This is a genomic window from Abiotrophia sp., assembly GCF_057275535.1.
On record NZ_DBHIRJ010000005.1, the window covers coordinates 154044 to 178006 of the forward strand.

Sequence of the window (23963 nt, forward strand, 5' to 3'; positions counted from 1 at the left end):
AATGTTGAAGATTTATGCCCATCGTGGCAATCAAGCTCAGGCTGTCGAAAACAGTTTGACGGCCTTCCAAGATGCAGTGACAGCGGGTGCAGATGGTATCGAATGCGACTTGCACTTGACGGCAGATGGGGCCCTCCTTGTAATCCATGATGAGCAATTAGACCGAACCACGGATAGCCAGGGTGAGGTCAGTGATTTAACCTTGGCCCAGATTCAAGCCGCACGTCTGCGCTTTCCCGATGGTCGTGTGACCTCAGACCGAGTGCCAAGTCTACCGGAATTACTGAACTTATTGCGAGACTTGGATTTTAAAAGGACATTGAATCTAGAACTCAAAACTGACCAAAAGGACTATCCTGGCATCGAAGCAGCTGTTTTAGCCGCAGTGGAGGAACTGGCACCAGATTTTGACATTGTCTATTCTAGCTTTAATTGGTATACGCTCCAACGCCTTAAGGCGCTAGCCCCAGGGGCAAAGCTTGCTGCCTTAGTAGAGGAAGCTCACTTGCCTTATTTGTCGCATTTGCCAGCTTTAGAGCTGACGGCTATTCACTTGGATCGACAACTTTACCAAGATGAGGATCTGCGAGCTCAGTTCAAGCAGTGGCCTATCCGTCTCTGGACAGTCAATGATCCGGCTGATTGGGCACACTATATTAGCTTAGCCCAGGACGGCCAGCTAGAAGCTATTATGACCGACACGCCAGCTGCTGCACTTGCAGTACGAGACCAAGGGGAGGCTTGCCATGACTAGATTAGCGGCTCCCTTAATCGTCATTGGAGGGCCCACCGCGGTGGGCAAAACCCAACTAAGTATCGACCTAGCCAAGCGCTTTGGGGGTGAAGTTATTAATGGCGACCGTCTGCAATTTTATCGAGGCTTGGATATTGGAACGGGGAAGGTGACGCTAGAAGAGATGCAGGGTGTGCCCCATCATGCCTTGGACTTTCTGGATGTTGACCAGGATTATGATGCCAGCCAGTTTCAGGCTTTAGCCCAGCACTTGATTAGGGATTGTCACGCGCGAGGTGTTCTGCCAATTTTGGTTGGTGGCTCAGGTCTTTATCTAGAAGGTTTACTTTATGATTTAGAGTTCGGTGGAAAGGCTAGCCATGACCCGCTCATCCGCCAAGCCCTCGAACAACGTTTAGAGGCGGAAGGGGTAGAGGTCCTCTATGCCAAATTGTCAGCACAAGACCCAGTCGCAGCGTCTAAGATTCCAATTCAAAATCATCGTCGTCTCTTGCGAGCCCTAGAAGTTATGCAGGTGACGGGGCAAAAATTCTCCGACCAGAGTCAGCATGAGAACGCCCAAGCGCGTTATGAGACCTGTATTCTAGCCTTAGACCGGCCCCGTGACCAACTCTACGAGCGAATTAACGCTCGAGTCCAAGCCATGGTAGCGCAGGGACTGGAAGCAGAAGTTCGTCATCTCTACCAACTAGCGCGGGGCCAGTTGTTGCCAAGCGTACAAGGTATTGGTTACAAGGAATGGTGGCCATATTTGGCAGGGGACATGACCGACCGTGAGGCAGTTATAGCCACTATTCAGCAAAATTCTAGGCGCTATGCCAAGCGTCAACTGACCTGGTTCCGCAATCGTATCCAGGGCACCCACTGGCTAGATGCTAGTGATTATGAGATGGCTTTGGCCCAGGCGACTAGCCTCGTACAAGACTTATTAGATAGCCAAGCAAAGAAAGGAGGGACCCTATGATTGACTTACAAGTTGGCCCTGAACGTGTCCTAGTAATGGCTGTTCAGACAGAACAATATAGTCCGGAGCAATTCCAAGTGATTTTAGATGAAATGACCTCGTTAACGGAGACCGCAGGTGGTCAGGTCATTGAAGTAGTCACCCAGAAGTTGCCTAAGTTAGATGGCCGGACGGCTGTCGGGAGCGGGAAACTAGAAGAGATTGCCGCCCTAGTAGAAGCCCGTGAGATAGATTTAGTCATTAGTCTTAATGCCCTGACACCTAGCATGAACCGCCAACTGGAAGCCAGCCTCAAGGTTCAGGTCATCGATCGAGTTCAGCTAATTTTAGATATCTTTGCTATGCGGGCACGAAGTCGTGAAGGCAAACTCCAGGTGGCTCTGGCCCAGTATAACTATCTCTTGCCAAGGCTCTATGGCCAAGGTAAGCATCTATCCCGTCAAGGCGGGGGGATTGGGACCCGAGGGCCTGGTGAAACCAAGTTGGAAAGTGATCGTCGCCATATTCGCAGCGTCATTCACCACGTTAAGGAAGAGTTGGCTGATATTGCCGCCCATCGTGAGCGAACCCGTTCTCGGCGTGCTCAGGGCGGTCACTGGCAAGTCGGTTTGGTAGGCTATACCAATGCCGGCAAGTCTACCTTGCTAACCCAGTTGACACAGTCAGAAACCTACGTCCAAGACCAACTTTTTGCAACCTTAGACCCCTTGACTCGGCGTATGCCCCTTAAGGGTGAGGATCGCTTTACCTTGACGGATACGGTTGGCTTCATCGAAGAATTGCCGACAGAACTCATTCATGCTTTTAAGTCAACCTTGGAAGAAATTGGGGGCATGGACTTGCTACTGCACGTAGTAGATGCCTCAGACCCCGCTCAGACACTGCATGAACAGACTGTTCTACGGATTATTAAGGAGTTGGGATATGGGCACTTGCCAGTCCTAACAGTCTACAATAAGATTGATTGTTTGGCTCCAGGTCAGTCAGTTCAAGCAACGGCCTTTCCAAGTGTCGCCATCTCTGCCTATGAACCTAGTCATATTGATCGTTTGAAGCAGGAAATCTGGAAGCTGTTGATGGCAGATGCTGACTGGGTTGACCAACGCATTCCTGCCCATGAAGCCTATAAGGTGGCGGGCATGCGTCAAGAACTCCTAGTGACTAAATTCGACTATGATGAAAATACTGGCGATTATCACCTGCAGGGTTATCGTCGTCGCCAGCAAGACCGAGAGGAGGAGACGCATTGATTACAATGCAAGATATTATTGAAGAAGGACATCCTACCCTCCGCCAAGCTGCGGAAGCCGTGGAATTTCCTTTGACCGACGAGCTCAAGGCGACTGCCTTAGCTATGCATGAATTTTTGGTTAATAGCCAAAATCCTGAGATTGCCGAGAAATACGGCCTTCGTGCTGGTGTGGGTTTGGCCGCTCCGCAGATTAACCTAGCTAAGCAAATTTTTGCAGTTCATATTATGAGCTATGATGAAGAAGGCAATGAGGCGGAACCGCTCTTGAGTGAGATTCTCTTCAACCCTAAGATTATCAGCCATTCTGTTCAGGAAGTGGCCCTGCGTGATGGGGAAGGTTGCCTATCTGTTAATCGTGAAGTGCCAGGTCTGGTGCCACGGCCTCGTCGTATTCGCCTGCGCTACCAAGATATGGAGGGCAAGGAACATGAGCTCCGTCTACGTGACTATGAAGCCATTGTGGTCCAACACGAACTAGACCATCTCAAAGGCATTATGTTCTATGACCATATTAACCAACAACAGCCTTGGTATGAAAAACCAGGTTTAGAACTATTGTAAGACCGAGTGACTGGGTAATAATCTCAGTCCTCTTTTTTATGGGGTGGCAATCTATTTTTACTTATCTGATTTAGATTGCTTGGCTCTATCTTGTCATGGGAAAGAAATGCGGTTAAAATAAGAAAGAAAGAGTTTGCAAATGCTGGGTGAGTTCCGGCTAAAAGGAGATATTTATGTCAGTAACACACAAGCCAATTATCCCTCATGGTCCAGTCCCAAGTCCCGCTCAATGGGCCTATCATCAAGATGAATTAGCAGCCTTTATTCACTTCGGTCCCAATACTTTTAATGACCGGGAGTGGGGAACCGGGACAGAGTCACCAGAAGACTTTAATCCTAGTGACTTTGATGCTGACCAATGGGTTCGCGTGCTTAAGGAAACAGGCTTCAAACGTCTTATTCTAGTGCTCAAACATCACGATGGCTTTGTCCTCTATCCTTCAGCCTATACGGACCACAATGTCAAAGCTAGTCCTTGGCGACTCGGACAAGGGGATGTCTTGGCTGAGGTATCGGCTGCAGCCAATCGCTATGATCTGCCCCTTGGCTTCTATCTATCGCCTTGGGATGCCCACCATCCTGATTATCATGTTGATCGCCAGGAGGCCTATAACGACTATTACTTTAAGCAATTGCAAGAGTTGTTCGAGAATCCAGCTTATGGCCACCAAGGGCGCTTTGTCGAAGTCTGGTTAGATGGCGCGCGTGGCGAAGGGGCCCAAGCTGTGACTTATGATTTTAAACGTTGGTTCGACTATATTGAATCGCAAGGTTATCCTATCGCAATCTTCTCAACAGAACCGACCGCCTTGCGCTGGGTAGGCAACGAACGTGGCTACGGAGGCGACCCACTTTGGCAGAAGGTCAAGGCTGACCGTCTGCGGCAGGGGGATGTTGATTATCTCAACCATGGGGACCCTGAAGGGGACCTCTACTCCTTAGCTGAGGTGGATGTTTCCATCCGCCCAGGCTGGTTCTATCATGATAATCAGCAGCCAAAGTCAGTGGCTGAACTGATGGATATTTACCTTCATTCGGTTGGCAAGGGTAGTCCGCTACTTCTCAACATCCCGCCTAATCGCCGAGGTCAGTTTGTTGAGGCAGATATTGAGGTTCTACGAGACTTCCAGCTTGCTCGGCAAGCCCTCTATGAAACCAACTATTTAGCAGGTGGCCAAGTCCTAGATAGCAATGGACAGTCGCAGAATCAATTACTAGATCAATCGGGTCTTTGGCAGGCTTCTGTTTGCCATGATAACGTGCTAGAGTTAGTCCTACCTCAAGTTGCTAGCTTCGACCTAGTCCAAATTCAAGAAGCCATTCAGTATGGTCAACGGGTGTCTGCCTTTCACATCGACTACTTAGATCAAACGGGCCAGTGGCAACCATTTGCACAAGGTCAGACCCTAGGCTATCGTCGACTAGTTAAAGGGCCGCTAGTTCAGACTCAGCGTCTACGACTGGTACTTGATCAGGCGCAAGCGGCACCAATCCTGAGTGGGCTAGCAGTCTACCGTTGGCCAAATCAAGCCAAGGCTCAGCAAACGTCAAATGAAGTGACTTTTGGGCAAGCTTGCTATAAGGGAACTAAAGGTCAACCTTTGACCGTCACTTTGCTTCGACAGGGGGATTTGAGTCAGGTACTTAAGATTAAACTTGCTACTGAACCGGGGACTGGCGTACATGGACGCGTTTATGAGGACGCCCAATACCAGGTAAGCTTTGAAGCGGGTCAGGAAGTGGCTCAAATCCAAGTGCCTAGTCTCTATTATGCTCAAGATCAAGCACATGATTTCTATCTAAAAATCCTGCCGGATGGGCCTAAAACCAGACTACTAGTTCAGTAACAAGGGATTAGGGTTTAATTCTAGTTCAAAATTCTTTATAATAAGAGTAGACATTAGCAAAGTAGGTGAAACATCGAATGAATATTGGCTTTTTTACGGATACCTATTTTCCGCAAGTGAGTGGGGTATCGACTTCAGTCAAACTCCTAAGGGATGAGTTGGTTCGCCAAGGACATGAAGTCATTATCTTCACTACAACTGATCCCAATGCGAGGCCAGAACCAGGCGTTGTGCGTCTGCCTAGCGTGCCTTTTGTAAGTTTTGAGGATCGGCGGGTGGCCTATTCAGGTTTTGAGCGCTGCCTTAAGATTGCCCGTAATTATCAATTGGACTTGGTCCATACCCATACGGAATTTAGTCTGGGTTTAGCGGGCCGTTATGTGGCAAGTCGTCTCAAGATTCCGACTATCCATACCTACCACACCATGTATGAAAACTATACCCACTATATTCTCAACGGCAAGTTAATTCGCCCTGGCACAGTGAAGGTCTTATCCAAGGTCTTCTGTGACCAAGGAAATGGGGTTATTGCCCCTAGCCTCATGACCAAGGACACCTTGACGTCTTATGGCATTAAGGCGCCTATCCGAGTCATTCCAACAGGGGTTGAGATTCCAGATTACAATCCGGAAGGCCGTGATAGCTTGCGCCAGAAATTAGGTTTGAGCCAAGATGATATCGTGCTTCTCTCTCTCTCGCGTTTGTCCAAGGAAAAAAATATCGCGGCAGTCTTGGAGGTCTATCCAAGAGTCCTAGATAAGTTGCCACAAGCCAAATTAGTCATTGTAGGTGAGGGGCCAGAGCGTCCAGTCTTGGAGCAACAGGCAAAGGATTTAGGCATTAAGCCGATCTTTGTCGGTGAGGTAGAACACAGCCAAGTCTCTGCTTATTACCAAATGGCGGACCTCTATATTAATGCCAGCATGTCAGAGTCACAAGGTTTGACCTATTTAGAGGCTTTTGCCAACCGTCTACCGATTATAGCCAAGCGCAATGATTACTTGGCTGGCATTATGACCAATGATAATTTTGGTGCCTTGTTCGATGATTTTGAAGATTTTGATCGAGCTATCCTAGATTATTTGGCTAAGATAGAGGCCGGTTTCCGGCCAAATATTGACCGCCAATTGCTTTATCCGCTGTCGCTCGAGCATTTTGAGCAGCAAGTGGCGGATTTCTATCAAGAAGTGATTAAGCAAAACAAACGTCGTAAGCGGAATAGTGGCCTAAACAAAGTTGTGGCCGGCGTTAAGTATCGTTACAAGCAACTGATGGGAGGTTAAGCACATGGCAAGCGTTGGATTTATTGGCCTAGGTGTTATGGGAGCCGCGATGGCGCGTCACCTGATGGGCGCGGGTTATCAGCTAGTCCTGTATACACGGACAAAAGCTAAGGCGGAGCCCTTGTTGCAGGCGGGTGCCCGATGGGCAGATACGCCCAAAGAGCTAGCCCAGGCTTGTGACCTAGTTTTTACGATTGTAGGCTATCCTCAGGATGTTGAGAGCACCTATTTTGGTCCAGAGGGCCTCTTTGCCGGTGCCCATCCGGGTAGTTGTTTCGTGGATATGACCACATCTACCCCTCAATTAGCAGTTAAAATTGCTGAGAAAGCCCTAGAATTGGGTGTTGAAGCCTTAGATGCGCCAGTATCAGGTGGCGATTTGGGCGCTAGAGAGGCGCGCTTGACCATTATGGTAGGCGGAGCCAAGACAAGCTATGAGCGTGTTTTGCCTTACTTGGAAGTGATGGGTAAGACAATTAAACGTCAAGGTGGCCCAGGTGCAGGTCAACACACCAAGATGGCTAATCAGATTATGATTGCTGGGACCATGACGGGGTTGACTGAGATGTTGGTCTATGCTAAGGCGGCGGGCTTAAGCCTTGATTCTGTCTTAGAGACGGTTGGGGCCGGCAGTGCATCCAACTGGTCCATGGCCAACTATGCACCTCGTATCTTGCGACAAGACTATTCACCAGGCTTCTTCGCTAAGCATTTCAAGAAAGATTTAGGAATAGCCTTAGCTGAAGCAGAAGCTATGGGCTTGGATTTACCAGCTACCAGTCTGGCTTGGCAACTCTACGATAAACTCTGTGCAGCTGGCCATGAAGATGATGGGACCCAGGCGCTTATCAAATTATGGTGGCAGTCAGAGTGAGAAACTTGCGTCTAGCTTGAAAGTAAGATATGATAACATTGTAGTTTGAGGAATGTTGTCCAGACTTTGCCTCATGGCGAGAAATCGTAGCGCAATGGGCAGCAGAGTTAAGAATGGAGTGAAACTATGAAAAGTTCAGTATTAAATGGGATTATCCAACGTTTAGAAGCTATGACCCATACCGAAAGTGATGTAGAAGTACGCCGCTTCGAGATTGAAGGCGTGGAAAAATGCCAAGTTGCTTATGTAAAAGAAAGTGACACCTTTGAACTGACTGACCACCAATCTGGGTCTGTCTTCCAATACGATGACATCGACCTAGTAGCAATCGAAATTTTCGAGATGTTAGGTTAATAAATGAGACAAAGAGGTTAGGGCCATGGCTCCTAGCCTCTTTTAATTTGCTGGTGGGCTTAAGTAGAAGCTTAAGGTTTGATTAAAGCCGACGAAATCAAGGACGAGCGGGCTTTCTTATGCTATAATGGAGGTGATAGACTTTAAAGGAGCAATGTGTGAATGAAACGCTACATAACGCCAAGTTGGACTATTAACTCGGTCTATGATATCCAGCCCCAAGACCTGCTCAAGCGGGGCTATGAGGCGGCTATTATTGACCTAGATAATACCGTCATTGCTTGGAATAATATGAACTATACAGAAGAAATGGCAGATTGGATTAGCCGTATGACGCAAGCCGGTGTTAAGATTTATATCTTATCCAACAATAAGGTGGAGCGAGTTGCCAAGGTAGCTGAACCACTAGGGATTCCCTACAAGGCAGGCGCACTCAAGCCACGTCGCAAGAATTTCCAGGTGGCTTTGGATGCTTTGGGAACTAGTCAGGCTAATACTATTATGATTGGCGACCAAATCATGACCGATATTATCGGGGCTAACCGAGCTAAAATGGCTAGCATCTTGGTCAAACCAATCGCTCGCAACGATAACTTCTATACTTGGGCCAACCGGGCTATTGAACGACTTGCGCTTAAGTTAGTTGGCATTAAACGCAAAGGGGACTGGGGGGATCAACTTGACTGAGGAACACTACCAATGTATTGGCTGTGGGGCAACCATTCAAAGTCAGGATCCTGAGCAAGCTGGTTATTTACCAGCGTCTGCCTTAGCTAAGGGCTTAGAAAAAGGGCAGTTTTACTGCCAACGTTGCTTTAAGTTACGCCACTACAATGAATTACAAGACCTGCAAATTCCTGACCAAGTCTTCCTAGACAAGCTCAGCGAAATTGCCCATGATAATGCCTTGATTATCAATGTCTTAGATATCTTCGATGTCGAAGGCAGTCTTATCCATGGCTTGGCCCGTTTTATTGGCAACCAACCTTTTGTGGTTTTCGGGAATAAATTCGACTTACTACCTAAGGTGACCCGTCAGAATCGCGTCAAGCATTGGCTCAAAGGCATTCTGGCTGACAATGGCCTCTTTCCACAAGATATTATCCTTGGGAGCGCCCATAAGGGCCATACCCTAACCGAACTGCTGGAATTGATTGAAGCCAATATCCATGACCGTAATATTTATATCGTAGGGGTTACCAATGTGGGTAAGTCTACGCTGATCAATCAGCTTCTAGCCCATTATGGTGGAGAGGGGCAGATTATAACGACCTCCAATCATCCAGGTACGACTTTGGATATGATTCATATCCCCTTGACGCCTGACCACGCTATTATTGATACACCAGGGATTATCCACCGGACCCAACTAGCCCATTATCTGTCTCGGGAGGCCATGCGCAAGCTTTTGCCAAGCAAGCCTTTCAAGCCTATGACTTTCCAGCTTAATGCGGGGCAGACCATTTTCTTAGCGGGTGTTGGCCGGGTTGATTTTGAAAAAGGGGAGCGGACCTCCTTTACCTATTATGTCTCCAAGGATTGCTACCTACACCGCACCAAGTTGGACAAGGCGGATGCCTTCTATGCCCAACACAAAGGTGGCTTACTAAGCCCACCTAGTGAGGATGAAGCTGCTGATTTTCCTGACCTAGTGGCTAAAGAATTAACCCTCAGTCAGGACCAAGATGTGGCCATCTCAGGTCTAGGTTGGTTCAGCGTGAATCGGCCTGTCCGTGTGACGGTTTGGGTACCCAAAGGGGTAGCAGTGACCGTTCGAGACGCTATTATTTAAGAAAGACAAGAGGAACAAGCAAGTGACATCACTTAACAAGAAACAAGTTAACCATCTTAAAAAGATTGCTCATCACGAAAAACCAATTTTTCAGATGGGCAAGGAAGGTCTAGGCCAAACTTTCCTTGATCAGGTGGATCAGGCCTTGACAAAGCGGGAACTAATTAAGTTTAAGGTCCTGCAGAATAGCGAAGAAGAAATTCGGGAAGTAACGGCAGAGATTGCCTATGCCCTTGATGCCCAGGTGGTTCAGGTTATCGGCCACACAGGCGTGCTCTACCGATCTTCTCATATTGCCAAATATCAGAAATTATCTGCTGATCTTAAGAAAATCAAGTAAGACCATGCCCATACTTGGGCTGACTTAAGCCAATCATTCAAAGAGGTGATCGCATGATGACACAAACGGAAACCCTAGGCAAGACCTTGACTAGCCTAGCTCAAGAAGTACAGGTTCAGGGGCCTAAACGCATTGGCATACTGGGTGGGGCCTTTAACCCACCGCATTTAGGCCATTTGCTACTAGCTGAGCAGGTGGGGAAGGAATTGGAATTAGACGAAGTCTGGTTTATGCCGGTAGCCAAGCGTCACTACGAGCAAGAGGGGACAGATGTGCCCGTCATTCATCGGCTTAAGATGGTGCAACTGGCCATTCAGGATAATCCCTTCTTCAAGATTCAACCTTATGAGCTTTTGCATGGAGACAAACTTTTTACAGTCGATACCATGCGTTATTTCCGTCGCCTCTTCCCAGACGCTCAGTTCTATTACCTGATGGGAGCAGACCGAGCTCAGAAATTACATAAATGGCATCAGATTGAGCAATTGGCTGAGCTAGTCCAATTTGTAGCGCAAAAGCCAGTTGGGACGCCTATGCCCGAGACCGAGTGGCCGGTTGAATGGGTGGAAGCCCCAACCTTGCCTGTCAGTTCAACCGATATTCGTTTGCGGGTCTTCTGTGATCAAAGCATTCGCTATCAGGTGCCTGAGGCAGTGGCTGCTTACATTGATGCGCAAGGGCTCTACAAAACGGCCTTTGGTCGAGCATAGGGGGAGGCAGACATGACTTATTGGAATACCAATCGTCAGGCCTTCTTGGATGATTTGGCTCAACGTATCAAACCCAAACGTTATCAGCACGTTCTGAGGGTGGAGCAGACGGCTATTGAATTGGCTGAACGCTATGGAGCGGATGCCGAAGCGGTCAGCATTGCAGCTTTAGCTCATGACTATGCCAAAGATTTGGATGTGGAGCAGGCGCGTGTTCTGGCTCAGACTTTTTGGCCACAAGTGGATTTAAGTCAAGAAGGCAGCGACATTCTACATGGCCCTGCCGCAGCTCAAATCCTCATGGACCGCTATGGTGTGACTGACCGTCGCATCCTAGAAGCGGTGGCTGGCCACACTGTGGGCTGGTATCAATTTGATTTAATCGGTAAGATTCTATATCTAGCCGACTATATGGAACCAGGACGCGATTTTCCAGGCGTGGACGTAGCGCGGGAGCTTGCTGCAACTGATTTGGACGCGGCATGCTGGTACAAAATCAAGCGCACTTTAACTTATTTAATTGACAAGGAAAAACCTCTCTTTGATGGGGCGGTAGAAATTTACAACCGCTGGTGCCAAGAGGGGATTTAGGAGGAACCTATGACAAAAACAGCTTTAGAAATTTTAGAATTAGCCGTTCGGGCAGCCGATGACCGTTTGGCTCAAGACATCGTGGCCTTAGATGTACGTAATGTGACCCCTATTGCTGACTACTTTGTAGTTACGCATGCGCGCAACGATAAACAATTGGATGCCATTGTGGACTCTATCGTAGAGGCGGCCCACAAGGAAGGCCTAGAAGTCAAGAACGTCGAAGGTAAAGACGGTGGTAAGTGGGTTCTGATTGACTTAGTGGAAGTCATTATCCATGTCTTCCATTACACTGAACGCGACCACTACAATTTAGAGAAATTATGGCGAGATGCACCCTTAGTGGATGTTAGCGACTGGGTTAGTGCCCAATGACCACCGGTAACTTCAGTCAAATAGCCCATGTCTACGACCACTTCAATGATTTAGAAATATATGAACGCTGGTTGGACTTTACCTTGACTAGCCGGGATCAAGCTCCAGGCAAGGTTTTAGATGCTGCCTGTGGGACGGGCTGGTTCACTCAGCTTTTGGCGCCTTTCTGTGGCCAAATTTTAGGCTTTGACTACGACCCGGCCATGATTAAGGTTGCCCAGGAAGAGCCAGGCAACAGTGAGAATTCTGCCTATCTGGTAGCAGATCTTTTGGACCTGAGTGCCTTAGACCAAGATTATGATCTCATCACCTGTTATGCGGACTCTCTTTGTTTCTTGGCCGGTCCTGACCAGGTGGCCAAAGCCTTGAAAGAGTTATTTGGGCGATTGGCTCCAGGAGGGCAACTTTTGTTTGACGTTTGGACACCGCAACAAATTGAGAATTTTGATGGTTTTTCATACTTTGATAGTGACGACCGCTATGCCTTATTGTGGGATAGTGAGTCGGACTTGGATCAACTAAGTGTCCAACACTATCTGACAGTCTTTGAACAAGTCGGGAGCCATTATCAAAGGACAGACGTCAACTTAGAAGAAAGAACCTATCCTTTAGCTTGGTACCAGTCAGCGCTGAGAGAAGCTGGCTTTAGCCAGGTAGAAGTACTAGTGGACTTCGGCCAGGCCTATTATCAGGAAGGGCAGACGGCTGACCGTTGGTTCTTCCGCGCTAGTAAGTAAAGAGTCAGGAAAGGAGGCTAGACCATGGCCCTGATAGGAATTTTGGCGGAGTATAATCCCCTACATCGGGGGCATGCCTACCAACTGGACTGGGTCAAGCAACACTTTCCCCAAGACCAGATTCTGGTTTTAATGAGTGGCAATGTGGTCCAACGCGGCGAGTTTGCCATCATAGACAAATGGCATCGGGCTCAAGCTGCGGTAGCCGCAGGGGCCGATTTAGTGATTGAATTACCGACCCTGGCAAGTTTGCAGTCAGCGGATTACTTTGGTCGACATGGGATGGCTATCTTAGCCAAGTTAGGTGTGGAGCGGATTGTCTTTGGAACAGAAAGTGCCCATATTGCCCAACTTAAGGACTTCCTGGCTTGGGAAGCTCAGCATCAGGCTCATATCGACAAGGAAATTCAAGATGCGCTCAAGACTGGGTTAGCCTACCCAGCAGCCTATCAAGTGGCTATTCAGTCTCTGGCTAATTGGTCGGATCTAGCGCCTTGGCAGGCCAATCACCAGCTGGGGCTTCAATATCTTAAGACACTCGCTCAGCTAGCCCCTGATTGTCAGGTGCTGAGCCTGCCTCGCTTGCAGGAAACTGAGGATGGCCAGCCAATTCTGAGTGGGTCTGCTATTCGCCAAGCCTTTCGCCGGGGCCAGGAAGTGACGGCAGATTTAGCACCTGGCCTCCAGGGGCAGCTTAGACCTGAACTGGATGCACCTTGGTCAGCCTACTGGCCTTACCTGCGCTATCAGTTACTGACCCAACCTCTGGCTTCTCTAGAGCAAATAGCCGGTGTCAAAGAAGGCTTAGCCAATCGCTTTAAGTCTCAAGCTGAGATTAAGGAGAAATGGGAGGACTGGCGTCAGGCCATGATTTCCAAACGTTGGACTCAAGCTGCCATTCAGCGAGTGGCCATGGCCATTCTCTTGCAAATTCCTCAGACGGCAGTGACTGCCTTTAACCGGGAAACGACACCCCAAGCCTTCAGATTGTTAGATGCCTCTCAAGCGGGGCGATCTTGGCTGGGGGCCTGGCGTAAGCAAGAGGATTTAAGAGTCTTTAGCCAATATAAACCTGCTTATGAGAAGGATTATGGCTGGAATTTAGTTGCGGACACCATCTACCAGTTACGCCCGGGAGGGCAGATTCAGTCACAAGTCCAACCTAAACAAGTTCTCAGCTTTCTTTGACAAAAAAATTAGAAAGCTAGGCTGAAAAGGGGCCAGAAACGATTGACAGGACCCTAAAATTTAAGTATAATACAAGAGTCGTTTTAGAGGTGATATTAGATGAAATGGACCTTACGTAAAATTCGCGACCACAAGGAAGAGCTACTCCACTTCGATGTCGAATTGGATGTGGCGGCCAAGGTGCAAGCGATGGAACCGTCAATTCTCCATTTAACTCCCGTTCAAGTAACAGGTTATTTCGTTGCTCATGGACAGGAAATATTCTTGCATTGTACCGCAAGTACAGTGATGACATTGCCATCAACTCGCAGCTTAGAACCTGTACCGGTTCATTTACAAGTTCCGATTGACGAACGCTATGTGATGCCGGAATATGATGCGAATGCCGATGAGTACGAGGAGACGACAATTGTGCTCGAACACGATTATATCGACCTCGAGTTAGCAGTCATCGATGCCTTACTGTTGAATCTCCCAATGCGTGTCGTTGGTGAAGAGGAAGAGACGGCTGCATTACCAAGTGGCAAGGATTGGGCTGTGTTGACGGAGACGGATTATCTAGCAAGTCTAGAACGTCAGTCATCGGAAGCAGGGGACCCACGCTTTGCTAATCTAAGAGCTCTATTAAACGAAGCCAATGCGGATGAGTAATCTTATTCATTCCACAAATTTTTCAGGAGGTGTAAACCATGGCAGTACCAAAGAGAAGAACTTCAAAAGCACGTAAAAACAGACGTCGTACCCATTTCAAATTAGTTGTTCCAGGAATGAACCCTTGTCCTGAGTGTGGTGAATTACGTTTAAGTCACCGTGTATGCTCAAACTGTGGTTACTACGACGGCAAACAAGTCGTAGCCAAGGAAGCTTAATTATAGTAATGTTGAGGAAGTCATCCAATCGGATGGCTTTTTCTTTTGCCCTTGGCGTTTGCCTAGCAGAGCTGATGCAGGAGCATCCTGCTTGACCTTTATTGACCAAAAGGGTATACTGAGACAGTAGTAATCGGCTCAGAGCCGAATCCGAAGGAGGAAAGGGAATGAACTTAATTCCTACAGTCATTGAACAATCGTCACGTGGCGAACGCGCCTACGATATTTATTCACGACTCTTAAAAGACCGTATTGTCATGTTATCCGGTCCTATTGATGATGCGGTGGCTAACAGTGTAATTGCCCAACTCTTGTTCTTGGATGCCCAAGATCCTGACAAGGATATTTATCTCTATATTAATTCACCAGGTGGGAGTGTCTCTGCCGGTTTGGCTATCTTCGATACCATGAACTTTATCAATGCCGATGTACAAACCATCGTAATTGGGATGGCGGCTTCTATGGGGGCTTTCCTTCTAGCCGCAGGGGAAAAGGGCAAACGCTATGCCTTACCTAACGCTGAGGTTATGATTCATCAACCTTTAGGTGGAGCCCAAGGTCAAGCGACCGAAATTGAAATTGCCGCAAAGCATATTTTGAAGACTCGCGATACGCTTAACAAGATTTTGGCCGAACGTACTGGTCAAACCCTTAAGGTTATTGCCCGCGATACAGATCGCGACAACTACATGTCAGCTGAAGAGGCGGTTAAATATGGCTTGGTTGATGCCATCATGACCAATTCTAAGAATCTCAAAAAATAATTTCATTTAGCGCTTGCCCATTAGGGCAGGCGCTATTTTGTATCTTGGTAGCTACTTATAGGCTAGGAAAGAGCGAGAGAATTTTTCGCTTTTTCTTGACTTTAGGGCTTGAAATTTGATGAAAACAGGTGTAAGATAATGAAGTAAGCTACTTAAGCTTTATGGGGGTATAGCTCAGTTGGTAGAGCAAATGACTCTTAATCATTGGGTCTAGGGTTCGAGTCCCTATACCCCCATTTCACTCGCCTTTTGCTAGGCGAGTTTTTTCTTTTTTCAAGCTGAGTTTAGTCTCAGTTTTTTACATTGTAATTCCCTACCATAACTGCTATAATCAAACTCAGTGAGGGGTCCCCTCATGGCAAAAAAACTACCCAAAAGGAGTCAATAATTGTCGAAAAAATAACCCCTATGGGGGCAACAGGAGCAATGTAATGAATAAAACGCAACACAGCGTGGTTCTCAAAGGCGTTACTAAGTCTTATGATGACCAGCAAGTCTTAAAGTCGATTGATATGGAGCTTGAAAAAGGCAAGTTCTATACCTTATTAGGTCCCTCTGGCTGCGGTAAGACCACTATCTTACGAATTATCGCAGGCTTTTCTTCGGCCACTAGTGGTCAGGTTTATTTGGATGGCGAGCCAGTCACAGACGTGCCCGCCAATCAACGGAAGGTCAATACAGTCTTTCAAGACTATGCCCTCTTCCCTCATATGAATGTTTACGACAATATTGCTTTCGGTCTATCTGTTAAAAAGGTAGATAAGGCAACCATCAAGGAGAAGGTAACGGAAGCCCTCAAGATGGTTCGACTCTCAGGTTATGAGAATCGTGCTATCTCAGAAATGTCTGGGGGGCAGCGCCAACGTGTGGCCATCGCCCGTGCCTTGGTAAATGAGCCAGAAGTGCTCTTGTTAGATGAGCCTTTATCAGCCTTGGACTTGAAGTTACGGACAGACATGCAGTACGAATTACGTGAACTGCAACGTCGACTAGGCATTACCTTCGTCTTCGTCACTCATGACCAGGAAGAAGCGCTTGCCATGTCAGACTGGATTTTTGTCATGAATAACGGGGAAATTATCCAATCAGGGACCCCAGTAGACATTTACGATGAGCCAATTAACCACTATGTTGCCGACTTTATCGGTGAATCTAACATTGTGGATGCTCGTATGATTGAAGATTACCGCGTAGAATTTGTTGGTAAGGTCTTTGACTGTGAGGATGCTGGTATTCCAGCTGGTGAAATGGTTGAGATTGTCATCCGACCAGAAGATATTGATGTAACCACGCCTGAAAAGGGCAAGTTGATTGCGACCGTCGACACCATGCTTTTCCGTGGCGTCTTCAACGAAGTCATCGCCTATGACGAAGATGGCAATGAGTGGATGATTCATACAACTAAGAAGGTAAGCGCTGGGTCCAAAGTAGGTCTCTTCTTTGAACCAGATGCCATCCACGTAATGCGCTTCAATGAGTCGGAAGAAGATTTCGATGCCCGCCTAGAACAGTACGAAGACTAGGAGGGGGCCTATGAACCGCAAATATAACCATCTCTATGCCATTCCTTATTATCTCTGGCTAGGTCTCTTCGTTATTTTACCCTTAGTCTTAGTTTTAGGTTCATCTTTCTTTGATATTCATGGGAACTTTACCTTGGCCAACTATGCTGAGTACTTTTCTTCTATTAACTATATCAAGATGACCATGAACTCCTTTATCTATGCTGGGCTCTTGACTATCATTACGCTAGCTCTTAGCTATCCAATGGCTTATCTGCTTAGCAAAACCAAGCACCGTCAGCTCTGGATGCTTTTGGTGCTACTGCCTACTTGGATTAACCTTTTGCTCAAGGCCTATGCCTTCATCGGTCTCCTGAGTCAGACTGGCTCAGTCAACCAATTCCTGACTTTTATGGGGATTGGGCCCAAGCAGTTGCTCTTTACCGATGCGGCCTTTCTCTTGGTAGCTGGTTATATCGAATTGCCATTTATGATTATGCCAATTTATAACTCTATTACGGAGATTCCACATTCCTTGATGGAAGCTTCTTCAGACTTAGGGGCCTCAAAATGGGCGACCCTTCGTCGCGTTGTCTTCCCACTGTCTATGCCTGGCGTGCGTTCAGGGATTCAGGCGGTCTTTATTCCGTCCTTGTCTCTCTTCATGTTGACCCGTCTCATCGGTGGGAACCGGGTCATTACCTTGGGGACAGCCGTTGAACAACACTTCATGGTCACTCAGAACCGAGGCATGGGTTCTACCATTGGGGTCGTCCTCATGGTGCTTATGGTTCTAGTCATGTACTTAACCCGCGACCGTAAGGATAAGGGGGCCATGACTCATGAATAAGATTTTTAAGTTTTCTAACCTATATCTCTGGTTTATGTTCGCCGTTCTCTACTTGCCAATTTTCTATTTGATTTTCTACTCCTTTAATGCAGGAGGGGATATGAATAGTTTTACTGGCTTTACTTTAGACCACTATACCAAGGTCTTTGGCGATACCCGTCTTATGATTTTCATTCTCAACACCTTTATTTTAGCCCTCTTATCAGCCTTGTTGGCAACAGCCATTGGGACCTTAGGGGCCATTATGATTTATTATTTGAGACAGAAATCTAAGCGCCAGTTAGTACTGAACCTTAACAATATCTTGATGGTAACGCCTGACGTTATGATTGGGGCAAGTTTCCTCATTCTCTTCAGTCTCTTGGCCATTCAATTAGGTTTCTTTAGTGTTCTCTTGGCCCACGTTGCCTTTAACGTCCCAATTGTGGTCCTTATGGTACTGCCGCGTCTCTATGAAATGAATGATACCATGGTGACGGCTGCCCAAGACTTAGGGGCCAACTACTTCCAAGTCTTGACCCGAGTAGTCTTGCCAAGCATTGCCTCAGGGATTATGGCCGGTTTCTTCATGGCCTTTACCTATTCTCTGGATGACTTTGCAGTCACCTTCTTCTTGGCAGGGAATGGTTTCTCAACCTTATCAGTGGAAATCTACTCGCGTGCACGGCGCGGAATTAGCCTTGAAATCAACGCCATCTCAACTTTGATGTTTATCATGAGTTTGATTTTGGTAATCGGTTATTACTTCATCCAAACAGGGGAACAACGCCGACTCAACCGTATGGCTAAGGCCCAGAAGGGAGGCCGCCGTCGTGCGTAAGATTGTTCAAGGGATTCTGGCTATTCTGGCAATTAGTGCCGTCCTCTTCGGTATTCGCTATCAGTTGGAACATGCAGAAGGCTATACCGGTGACAAGGTCATTAACTTCTATAACTGGGGCGATTATATCGACCCAGAACTACTCAAGGAATTTGAGGCTGAGACAGGTTACAAGGTCATCTATGAGACCTTTGATTCTAACGAGGCCATGATGGCTAAAATCCGTCAAGGTGGGACTCCTTATGATATCACGGTTCCTAGTGAGTACATGATTCAGGAAATGATGAAGGACGGCATGGTCTTGCCTTTGGAACACAGTAAGCTTAGCAACTTACAGCACTTGGATCAACGTTTCTTGAACTTGGACTTTGATCCGGACAACAAGTATTCAGTTCCTTACTTCTGGGGCACCCTTGGGATTGTGTATGACACCAGCAAATACAGCGAAGAAGACTTCCAGTCATGGAATGATCTCTGGCGACCAGAATTGCGTAATGACATTCTGATTTATGATGGCGCGCGTGAGGTAATGGGGATTGGGCTCCAATCCTTGGGCTACTCCCTCAATGAAACGGATGACCTAGCGCTTGAGTTGGCGACAGTTAAGCTCAAGCAATTAATGCCAAACATACGGGCTATGGTGTCGGATGAGATTAAGATGTACCTATCTCAAGGTGAAGCTGGTGTCGGTATTACCTTTTCGGGTGAAGCCAAGACTGCCTTGGAACGCAATCCTAAGCTAGCCTATACAGTACCTAAGGAAGGTTCCAACATCTGGTTTGATAACATTGTCATTCCTAAAACAGCGCGCAATGTAGAAGGTGCCTATGCCTTGATTAACTTCCTCTTGCGCCCTGATGTAGCAGCGCGCAATGCCGAGTATATTGGCTATGCAACTCCCAACAAGACTGCGATGGAGCAGTTGCCTGAAGAGGTCACGCAAGACACTGCTTTTTACCCTGACGATGAACTCATTGCTCGCTTAGAAGTTTATAAGGGCTTGGGTCAATCCAAACTCGTTGAATACAATGACCATTTCTTAGAGGTCAAGATTGAGGCTAAATAGTGAAAAATAGATTATCGACTCAAATTTTGAGTTTCTTGGTGGTTGGTGGACTCTCGACACTAATTGACTTTGCTATCGTCTATGGTCTCAATGGTATCCTGGGCTGGCACTATCAGCTAGCAGTCATTATCGCTTTTATCCTAGCTACCATCTTCAATTACTGGGCAAGTATGCGTTTCACTTTCGAAAGCAAGTTTAGTCCGGAACAAAAACATCAAGAGTTCTTGCTTTTTCTAGTCCTAAGCATACTTGGGCTGGCTCTAACCGCTGGACTCATGTGGGTGGCAGTCGATGCCATGCATTGGCCGGTCATGCCAGCCAAGGTGGCGGTGACAGCTATTGTCATGGTCTTCAACTTCCTGACTCGCAAACTCTTGCTAGAAAAATAAAGTATCAAGCTGACATCTCAGGATGTCAGCCTTTTTGTGGTTAACCCGAACTGATATAAGAATATTGTGACTTTGAGTGGAGCTATAGCTAAATTAAGCATAGGTTTTAGTTTCTATATCTTGATGAACTGTCTCCCAGCTAGTAGAATGAAGGTAACAATTTTGTCTGTCAATCATCCTAGAACCCACAAAAGGTAGTTTGAGATAAGAAGGAGAATCAACATGAATCAGAATATTGAATTAGTCACTTTTGATGAAAACAAATTGCGAGCCGTTTGGGAGTTGGGATTTCGTGATGCGGAACCTGAGTGGGCGCGTTGGGATGCACCTTACTTTCAAGAGTATCAAGCATATGAGAGTTTTGAAGATTTTGCCTCTAGTAGCGTGGCAGCTTTTCTCTTAAGTGAAGGTGTGCGTTGTATCCAAGTAGAAGGCCAAGCAGTGGGAATGGTCTCCCGAATTTGGGAAGATCGACGAACTCGTTGGATGGAAGTAGGAATTGTCATTTATGATGCAAATTGCTGGAACAGGGGTGTGGGGCGGAAGGCTTTGGAGCTGTGGACGACTGATACTTTCGCTCGCTTTCCTGAATTAGAACATTTGGGATTAACAACTTGGAGTGGGAATGTTGGTATGATGAGCTGCGCCCAAGGTCTCGGTTGGCAACAAGAAGCCTGTATTCGTCAAGTCCGCTACTGGCAAGGGGTATACTATGATAGCGTCAAGTATGGGGTCCTCAGAGAAGAATGGGGAAAATAATAGATGAGAACTCATTGAGCGCTTGGCTTGGTGGGTTCTCTTGCTTTCCGTTACTGAGGATTAATGAGGCTAGGTTCCTATTTCTTGTGCCCCATAAGCATGAGTAGTAAAATTAAACTATCCACTTTCCAATATGAAATATATTTTAGAAGTGACTGACGCCCCCAAAAAAAGAAGCAGAAAGGTAGATGCCGTATGAAAATTAAAGATATTGTACGTGACTATAATTTGGATAAAGAGGCTTTTGAGGCCTTCCTTCAAGACCAAGGAATCGCAGTGAAGTTTTCTCTTACCGGCTCCTATCTAGAAGATGATGTGGACCTCGATTATTTATTGGACCAATTTCAGAACTATTTGGCAGACCAAGATGAGGAATTTGCTGATCAACTTGCCCAGCAAAAAGAACGGGAGCAAGGAATTGCCAATATTGTTGTGACTACGGGACAGGGATTTGATGGCTATAGTATCACCCATTATGGCGGTCCTGTAGCCAGTGATTTAGCACATTCTATCGCACGTGGCGTGGATGGAGGGCGTGGAGACAATGCCTTAGGTGACCCGGCCCAAAGTTTGGTAGATGTTATGGAAGAAGGGCGTATCCTGACTTTGGCCCATCTCAAGGAACAAGCCTATGATCTAGGTTGCAATGCCATTATCAACCTTAAATTTGATTATGTGACCTTAGAACCTGAAACAGTCAACACCCAAGGAGGTACCACCTATCTTCCATATGTATTCTGTGTTACTGCCTTAGGGACGGCAGTCTACGCGGATGAAGTCTAATCAGCTAAGACCATCATTTCAGACGCTAAATCAACCCACTGAGCCTTACGGTTTAGTGGGTATTTTTGCATTAAGATAGTAAATTTAGGTAAACCTCAAAGAATAGGACCTAAGTCCTATTCGCTGAGCCCCGTCATATGGTATAATCATCTTGTCCTTGAAATGAGAACTTGATTCAGAGGACAGGAGGATCATAATATGAAAAAAACGTGGTTATTTGTGATTGCTGTTCTGGCAGTCATCGCCATTGCCTTAGGTGGTACCTATAATGGCCTAGTATCATCGCAAAATGCAGTTACTCAAGCCCAGGCGGACGTGCAAGTTGATTTGCAACGTCGCTATGACTTAATTCCTAATGTAGTCAACAGTGTGAAGGGTTATATGAGTCATGAATCAGAAATCTTCGAGAAAATAGCGGAAGCCCGTGCTAAGATTGGTTCTGGTAACGCGTCAGAAGCCGAGCAAGGCCAGTCTGACTTATCATCAGCTGTGTCCCGTTTATTGGTTTTATCAGAGAATTATCCAGATTTGAAGGCTAATCAACAGGTGGAAAATCTCATTACTGAATTGGAAGGCACTGAGAACCGTATCAAGACCTCCCGTGGGGTTTTCAACGAAGTGGCGACCAAGTACAATACAAAGGTTCGCTCCTTCCCAATTAACTTGGTAGCGGGAATCTTCGGTTTCCAACCGGTGAACTTGTATCAAGCAAGTAGTGATGCGCAAGTAGCACCAACAGTAGATTTGAATTCTTCTAGCCGCTAAGGCGACAGTAAGTCCTATGAGGAGGCATGACCATGAAAACTAAAAAATGGCGAGGATTCCTACTCTTACTAGGCTTTGTCTTCTTGTTTATGGTGGGTTGTGGCGCTAAGACTAACAACTTACCTGATAAACCAGAGCGGTCGGTTGTGGACGAGGCTAAGGTTTTGTCTCAGGATACTTTAGCCTATATTGATCAGGTCAACCGGCAACTGGCTCAGACCTCGGAGCAATATCAAATTGGGGTTTATCTGCCAGCTGATCTCAAAGGTTTCAGTATTGAAGAGCTAGCTAACAAGGTGGCTAAAAAATGGCAAGTGGGTTTCTCTGGTACTAACAATGGAATATTGTTGGTGGTCGCGCCTAATGACCGCAAGATGCGGATTGAGACCTCAAATAAGGCAGCTGAAGCCTTACCCGATGTGGCAGCCAAACGGATCTTGGATTCTGCCAAGAGTGAACTCAAAGCTAAAGATTATGACCGAGCAGTGCGTCTGCAGATACAGGGGATTATCCAGTATCTAGGCTTGTCGGATAGCCAACTGACCCAACTTGGGGTGACTAACTCGGCACGTGCCGAGCATGAGACAGCCTTGCGCTGGTCTAAGAGCCCTTGGCGTTTTGTAGCCAGTGCTTGGCCAGTCTTCCTAATTTTACCTTTTGGCATACCACTTGGTATTCGTCTCTTACGGCGACGCCGTGACGCCTTCCGCTGGTCTGATGACGATGATGATTTCTTCGACGGATTCTGGGGTAGCGGTGGTAGTGGCGGTATCCTAGGCGGTTGGTGGAGCTCTGGTAGTTCCGGCTCTGACTCCGGTTCAAGTGGTAGTTCAAGTGGCAGTTCCGGCGGTTGGGGCGGTGGTGGCTTCGGCGGCGGCGGTGCTTCCAGTGGCTGGTAAAGTAATTAAATAGCTAAGGCTAGGACTGAGTCCTGGCCTTTTTCGTTTGGCTAGATTGAACCTATCTTCTGTGATATAGTAGGAAAGAAGAGATAAGGAGGATAAGCATGAAATTTCTTATACCAAGTGCCAAGCAGCTGTCAGACTTGCCTGATGGTAAGTTAGTTGAGTTAGCTCAAGCTAGCCAGGCTGTAGTGGCTCAATTAGTTGATTTATCAACTGAAGAATTGGCTAAGTTTTATGATATTTCTGACGTTCAAGCTGTAACCGAGGCGGAACGTTGGCAGGCTTTGGCGGCAGGAAAAGCAGCGTCATATCCTGCCATGGATTTATACGATGGCCTAATGTATCGTCAATTCAAGCCGATGCTTAAGTCAGATAAGGCTCGAGCCTTCGCTAGTCAGCATGTCTTGATTGCCACCGCGCTCTATGGCTTAATTGTGGCTAATGCCCCGATTGCGCCGCATAGATTAGATTTCATGAAATCTCTCAAGGTTAATGGCAAGTCCCTAAAAGCCTATTGGAAGGCGCAGTATGATGAATCTATAAGTGTCAATCGTGATGAAGTCCTCGTGTCGCTTCTGTCATCAGAATTTGAACAAGTCTTTAGCCCGACTATACGGCGACGCTTCTTACGAATTCAGTTTCTAGAAGAAGCGGGAGGCCGATTCAAGCGCCATTCGACTATTTCTAAGAAAGGGCGCGGGCAGCTACTAGCTTATTGTATAGAACATCAAGTCCAGACTCTAGAAGCACTCCAAGCTGCTAAGTTTGATGGCTACAGCTACCGGGCAGATTTATCTAGTGAACTAGACTGGGTCTACGTTAAGAAATAGAGAAATAAAGGAATAAGCCAGCCCCTTAGGGACTGGCTT

The 23963-nt window shown here is 47.0% G+C and carries 29 protein-coding genes and 1 tRNA gene; all 30 read left to right on the forward strand.

Annotated elements, in window-relative coordinates; translation table 11 throughout:
• Position 1 precedes the first annotated feature (1 nt).
• The 30 genes from ACO53F_RS05450 to yaaA all read left to right on the forward strand — a co-directional run bounded on the left by ACO53F_RS05450 (position 2) and on the right by yaaA (position 23924).
• Positions 2-754, forward strand: coding sequence for a glycerophosphodiester phosphodiesterase (locus ACO53F_RS05450; protein ID WP_485137620.1), 753 nt, complete (start codon positions 2-4; stop codon positions 752-754).
• Entirely contained in the window at positions 747-1718 is a 972-nt protein-coding gene (miaA, locus tag ACO53F_RS05455) for a tRNA (adenosine(37)-N6)-dimethylallyltransferase MiaA (RefSeq protein WP_485137621.1), read from the forward strand. The genes ACO53F_RS05450 and miaA overlap by 8 nt, the downstream gene beginning before the upstream one ends.
• Entirely contained in the window at positions 1715-2968 is a 1254-nt protein-coding gene (hflX, locus tag ACO53F_RS05460) for a GTPase HflX (RefSeq protein WP_485137622.1), read from the forward strand. The genes miaA and hflX overlap by 4 nt, the downstream gene beginning before the upstream one ends.
• Positions 2965-3531 (forward strand): peptide deformylase, encoded by a 567-nt coding sequence (gene def / locus ACO53F_RS05465; protein ID WP_485137623.1) that lies wholly within the window; start codon positions 2965-2967, stop codon positions 3529-3531. The genes hflX and def overlap by 4 nt, the downstream gene beginning before the upstream one ends.
• A 173-nt stretch (positions 3532-3704) precedes the next feature.
• Positions 3705-5378, forward strand: coding sequence for an alpha-L-fucosidase (locus ACO53F_RS05470; RefSeq protein ID WP_485137624.1), 1674 nt, complete (start codon positions 3705-3707; stop codon positions 5376-5378).
• Positions 5379-5455: 77 nt separating this feature from the next.
• The gene (locus ACO53F_RS05475; protein WP_485137625.1) at positions 5456-6661 is read left to right on the forward strand and encodes a glycosyltransferase family 4 protein; all 1206 of its coding nucleotides are present in this window, start codon (positions 5456-5458) and stop codon (positions 6659-6661) included.
• Positions 6662-6665: 4 nt separating this feature from the next.
• A complete protein-coding gene (locus tag ACO53F_RS05480; protein ID WP_485137626.1) occupies positions 6666-7535 on the forward strand; it encodes an NAD(P)-dependent oxidoreductase in 870 nt (289 codons plus the stop codon).
• A gap of 126 nt (positions 7536-7661) precedes the next feature.
• Positions 7662-7889, forward strand: coding sequence for a YkuJ family protein (locus ACO53F_RS05485; protein WP_023391144.1), 228 nt, complete (start codon positions 7662-7664; stop codon positions 7887-7889).
• 162 nt (positions 7890-8051) lie between these two features.
• Positions 8052-8576, forward strand: coding sequence for a YqeG family HAD IIIA-type phosphatase (locus ACO53F_RS05490; protein WP_485137627.1), 525 nt, complete (start codon positions 8052-8054; stop codon positions 8574-8576).
• On the forward strand, positions 8569-9681 hold the full coding sequence (gene yqeH / locus ACO53F_RS05495) for a ribosome biogenesis GTPase YqeH (protein WP_485137628.1): 1113 nt from the start codon (positions 8569-8571) through the stop codon (positions 9679-9681). Before ACO53F_RS05490 ends, yqeH begins: the two co-directional genes overlap by 8 nt.
• Positions 9682-9703: 22 nt before the next feature.
• Positions 9704-10021, forward strand: a complete 318-nt coding sequence (gene yhbY, locus ACO53F_RS05500) for a ribosome assembly RNA-binding protein YhbY (RefSeq protein WP_485137629.1) — start codon at positions 9704-9706, stop codon at positions 10019-10021.
• Between the two features lie 53 nt (positions 10022-10074).
• Positions 10075-10731 carry a nicotinate-nucleotide adenylyltransferase gene (gene nadD / locus ACO53F_RS05505; protein WP_485137630.1) on the forward strand — a complete coding sequence of 219 codons (657 nt, stop codon included), beginning with the start codon at positions 10075-10077 and terminating at the stop codon, positions 10729-10731.
• A 12-nt stretch (positions 10732-10743) separates the two neighbouring features.
• Positions 10744-11322 (forward strand): bis(5'-nucleosyl)-tetraphosphatase (symmetrical) YqeK, encoded by a 579-nt coding sequence (gene yqeK, locus ACO53F_RS05510; RefSeq protein WP_485137631.1) that lies wholly within the window; start codon positions 10744-10746, stop codon positions 11320-11322.
• Between the two features lie 9 nt (positions 11323-11331).
• On the forward strand, positions 11332-11697 hold the full coding sequence (gene rsfS, locus ACO53F_RS05515; protein ID WP_485137632.1) for a ribosome silencing factor: 366 nt from the start codon (positions 11332-11334) through the stop codon (positions 11695-11697).
• Positions 11694-12434 carry a class I SAM-dependent DNA methyltransferase gene (locus tag ACO53F_RS05520; RefSeq protein ID WP_485137633.1) on the forward strand — a complete coding sequence of 247 codons (741 nt, stop codon included), beginning with the start codon at positions 11694-11696 and terminating at the stop codon, positions 12432-12434. The genes rsfS and ACO53F_RS05520 overlap by 4 nt, the downstream gene beginning before the upstream one ends.
• A gap of 24 nt (positions 12435-12458) precedes the next feature.
• On the forward strand, positions 12459-13622 hold the full coding sequence (locus tag ACO53F_RS05525; RefSeq protein ID WP_485137634.1) for a nucleotidyltransferase family protein: 1164 nt from the start codon (positions 12459-12461) through the stop codon (positions 13620-13622).
• A 99-nt stretch (positions 13623-13721) separates the two neighbouring features.
• Positions 13722-14273, forward strand: a complete 552-nt coding sequence (locus ACO53F_RS05530; protein WP_070756555.1) for a YceD family protein — start codon at positions 13722-13724, stop codon at positions 14271-14273.
• Between the two features lie 38 nt (positions 14274-14311).
• Positions 14312-14491: a 50S ribosomal protein L32 gene (gene rpmF, locus ACO53F_RS05535; protein WP_083316332.1), complete on the forward strand. Its 180-nt coding sequence runs from the start codon at positions 14312-14314 to the stop codon at positions 14489-14491.
• 167 nt (positions 14492-14658) lie between these two features.
• The gene (gene clpP, locus ACO53F_RS05540; protein WP_023391133.1) at positions 14659-15255 is read left to right on the forward strand and encodes an ATP-dependent Clp endopeptidase proteolytic subunit ClpP; all 597 of its coding nucleotides are present in this window, start codon (positions 14659-14661) and stop codon (positions 15253-15255) included.
• A 163-nt stretch (positions 15256-15418) separates the two neighbouring features.
• A tRNA-Lys gene (locus tag ACO53F_RS05545) sits at positions 15419-15491 on the forward strand.
• A 195-nt stretch (positions 15492-15686) separates the two neighbouring features.
• Positions 15687-16778 (forward strand): ABC transporter ATP-binding protein, encoded by a 1092-nt coding sequence (locus ACO53F_RS05550; protein ID WP_023391132.1) that lies wholly within the window; start codon positions 15687-15689, stop codon positions 16776-16778.
• A 10-nt stretch (positions 16779-16788) separates the two neighbouring features.
• Positions 16789-17607, forward strand: coding sequence for an ABC transporter permease (locus ACO53F_RS05555; protein ID WP_023391131.1), 819 nt, complete (start codon positions 16789-16791; stop codon positions 17605-17607).
• Entirely contained in the window at positions 17600-18427 is an 828-nt protein-coding gene (locus tag ACO53F_RS05560; protein WP_485137635.1) for an ABC transporter permease, read from the forward strand. The genes ACO53F_RS05555 and ACO53F_RS05560 overlap by 8 nt, the downstream gene beginning before the upstream one ends.
• Positions 18420-19493: an ABC transporter substrate-binding protein gene (locus ACO53F_RS05565; protein WP_485137636.1), complete on the forward strand. Its 1074-nt coding sequence runs from the start codon at positions 18420-18422 to the stop codon at positions 19491-19493. The genes ACO53F_RS05560 and ACO53F_RS05565 overlap by 8 nt, the downstream gene beginning before the upstream one ends.
• The gene (locus ACO53F_RS05570; RefSeq protein ID WP_485137637.1) at positions 19493-19882 is read left to right on the forward strand and encodes a GtrA family protein; all 390 of its coding nucleotides are present in this window, start codon (positions 19493-19495) and stop codon (positions 19880-19882) included. The genes ACO53F_RS05565 and ACO53F_RS05570 overlap by 1 nt, the downstream gene beginning before the upstream one ends.
• A 222-nt stretch (positions 19883-20104) precedes the next feature.
• Positions 20105-20641, forward strand: a complete 537-nt coding sequence (locus ACO53F_RS05575; protein WP_485137638.1) for a GNAT family N-acetyltransferase — start codon at positions 20105-20107, stop codon at positions 20639-20641.
• A gap of 195 nt (positions 20642-20836) precedes the next feature.
• The gene (locus tag ACO53F_RS05580) at positions 20837-21424 is read left to right on the forward strand and encodes a heavy metal-binding domain-containing protein (protein ID WP_485137639.1); all 588 of its coding nucleotides are present in this window, start codon (positions 20837-20839) and stop codon (positions 21422-21424) included.
• Between the two features lie 198 nt (positions 21425-21622).
• Positions 21623-22189 (forward strand): LemA family protein, encoded by a 567-nt coding sequence (locus ACO53F_RS05585; protein WP_485137640.1) that lies wholly within the window; start codon positions 21623-21625, stop codon positions 22187-22189.
• Between the two features lie 32 nt (positions 22190-22221).
• Positions 22222-23088, forward strand: a complete 867-nt coding sequence (locus ACO53F_RS05590; RefSeq protein ID WP_485137641.1) for a TPM domain-containing protein — start codon at positions 22222-22224, stop codon at positions 23086-23088.
• 107 nt (positions 23089-23195) lie between these two features.
• The gene (gene yaaA / locus ACO53F_RS05595) at positions 23196-23924 is read left to right on the forward strand and encodes a peroxide stress protein YaaA (protein WP_485137642.1); all 729 of its coding nucleotides are present in this window, start codon (positions 23196-23198) and stop codon (positions 23922-23924) included.
• Positions 23925-23963 lie beyond the last annotated feature (39 nt).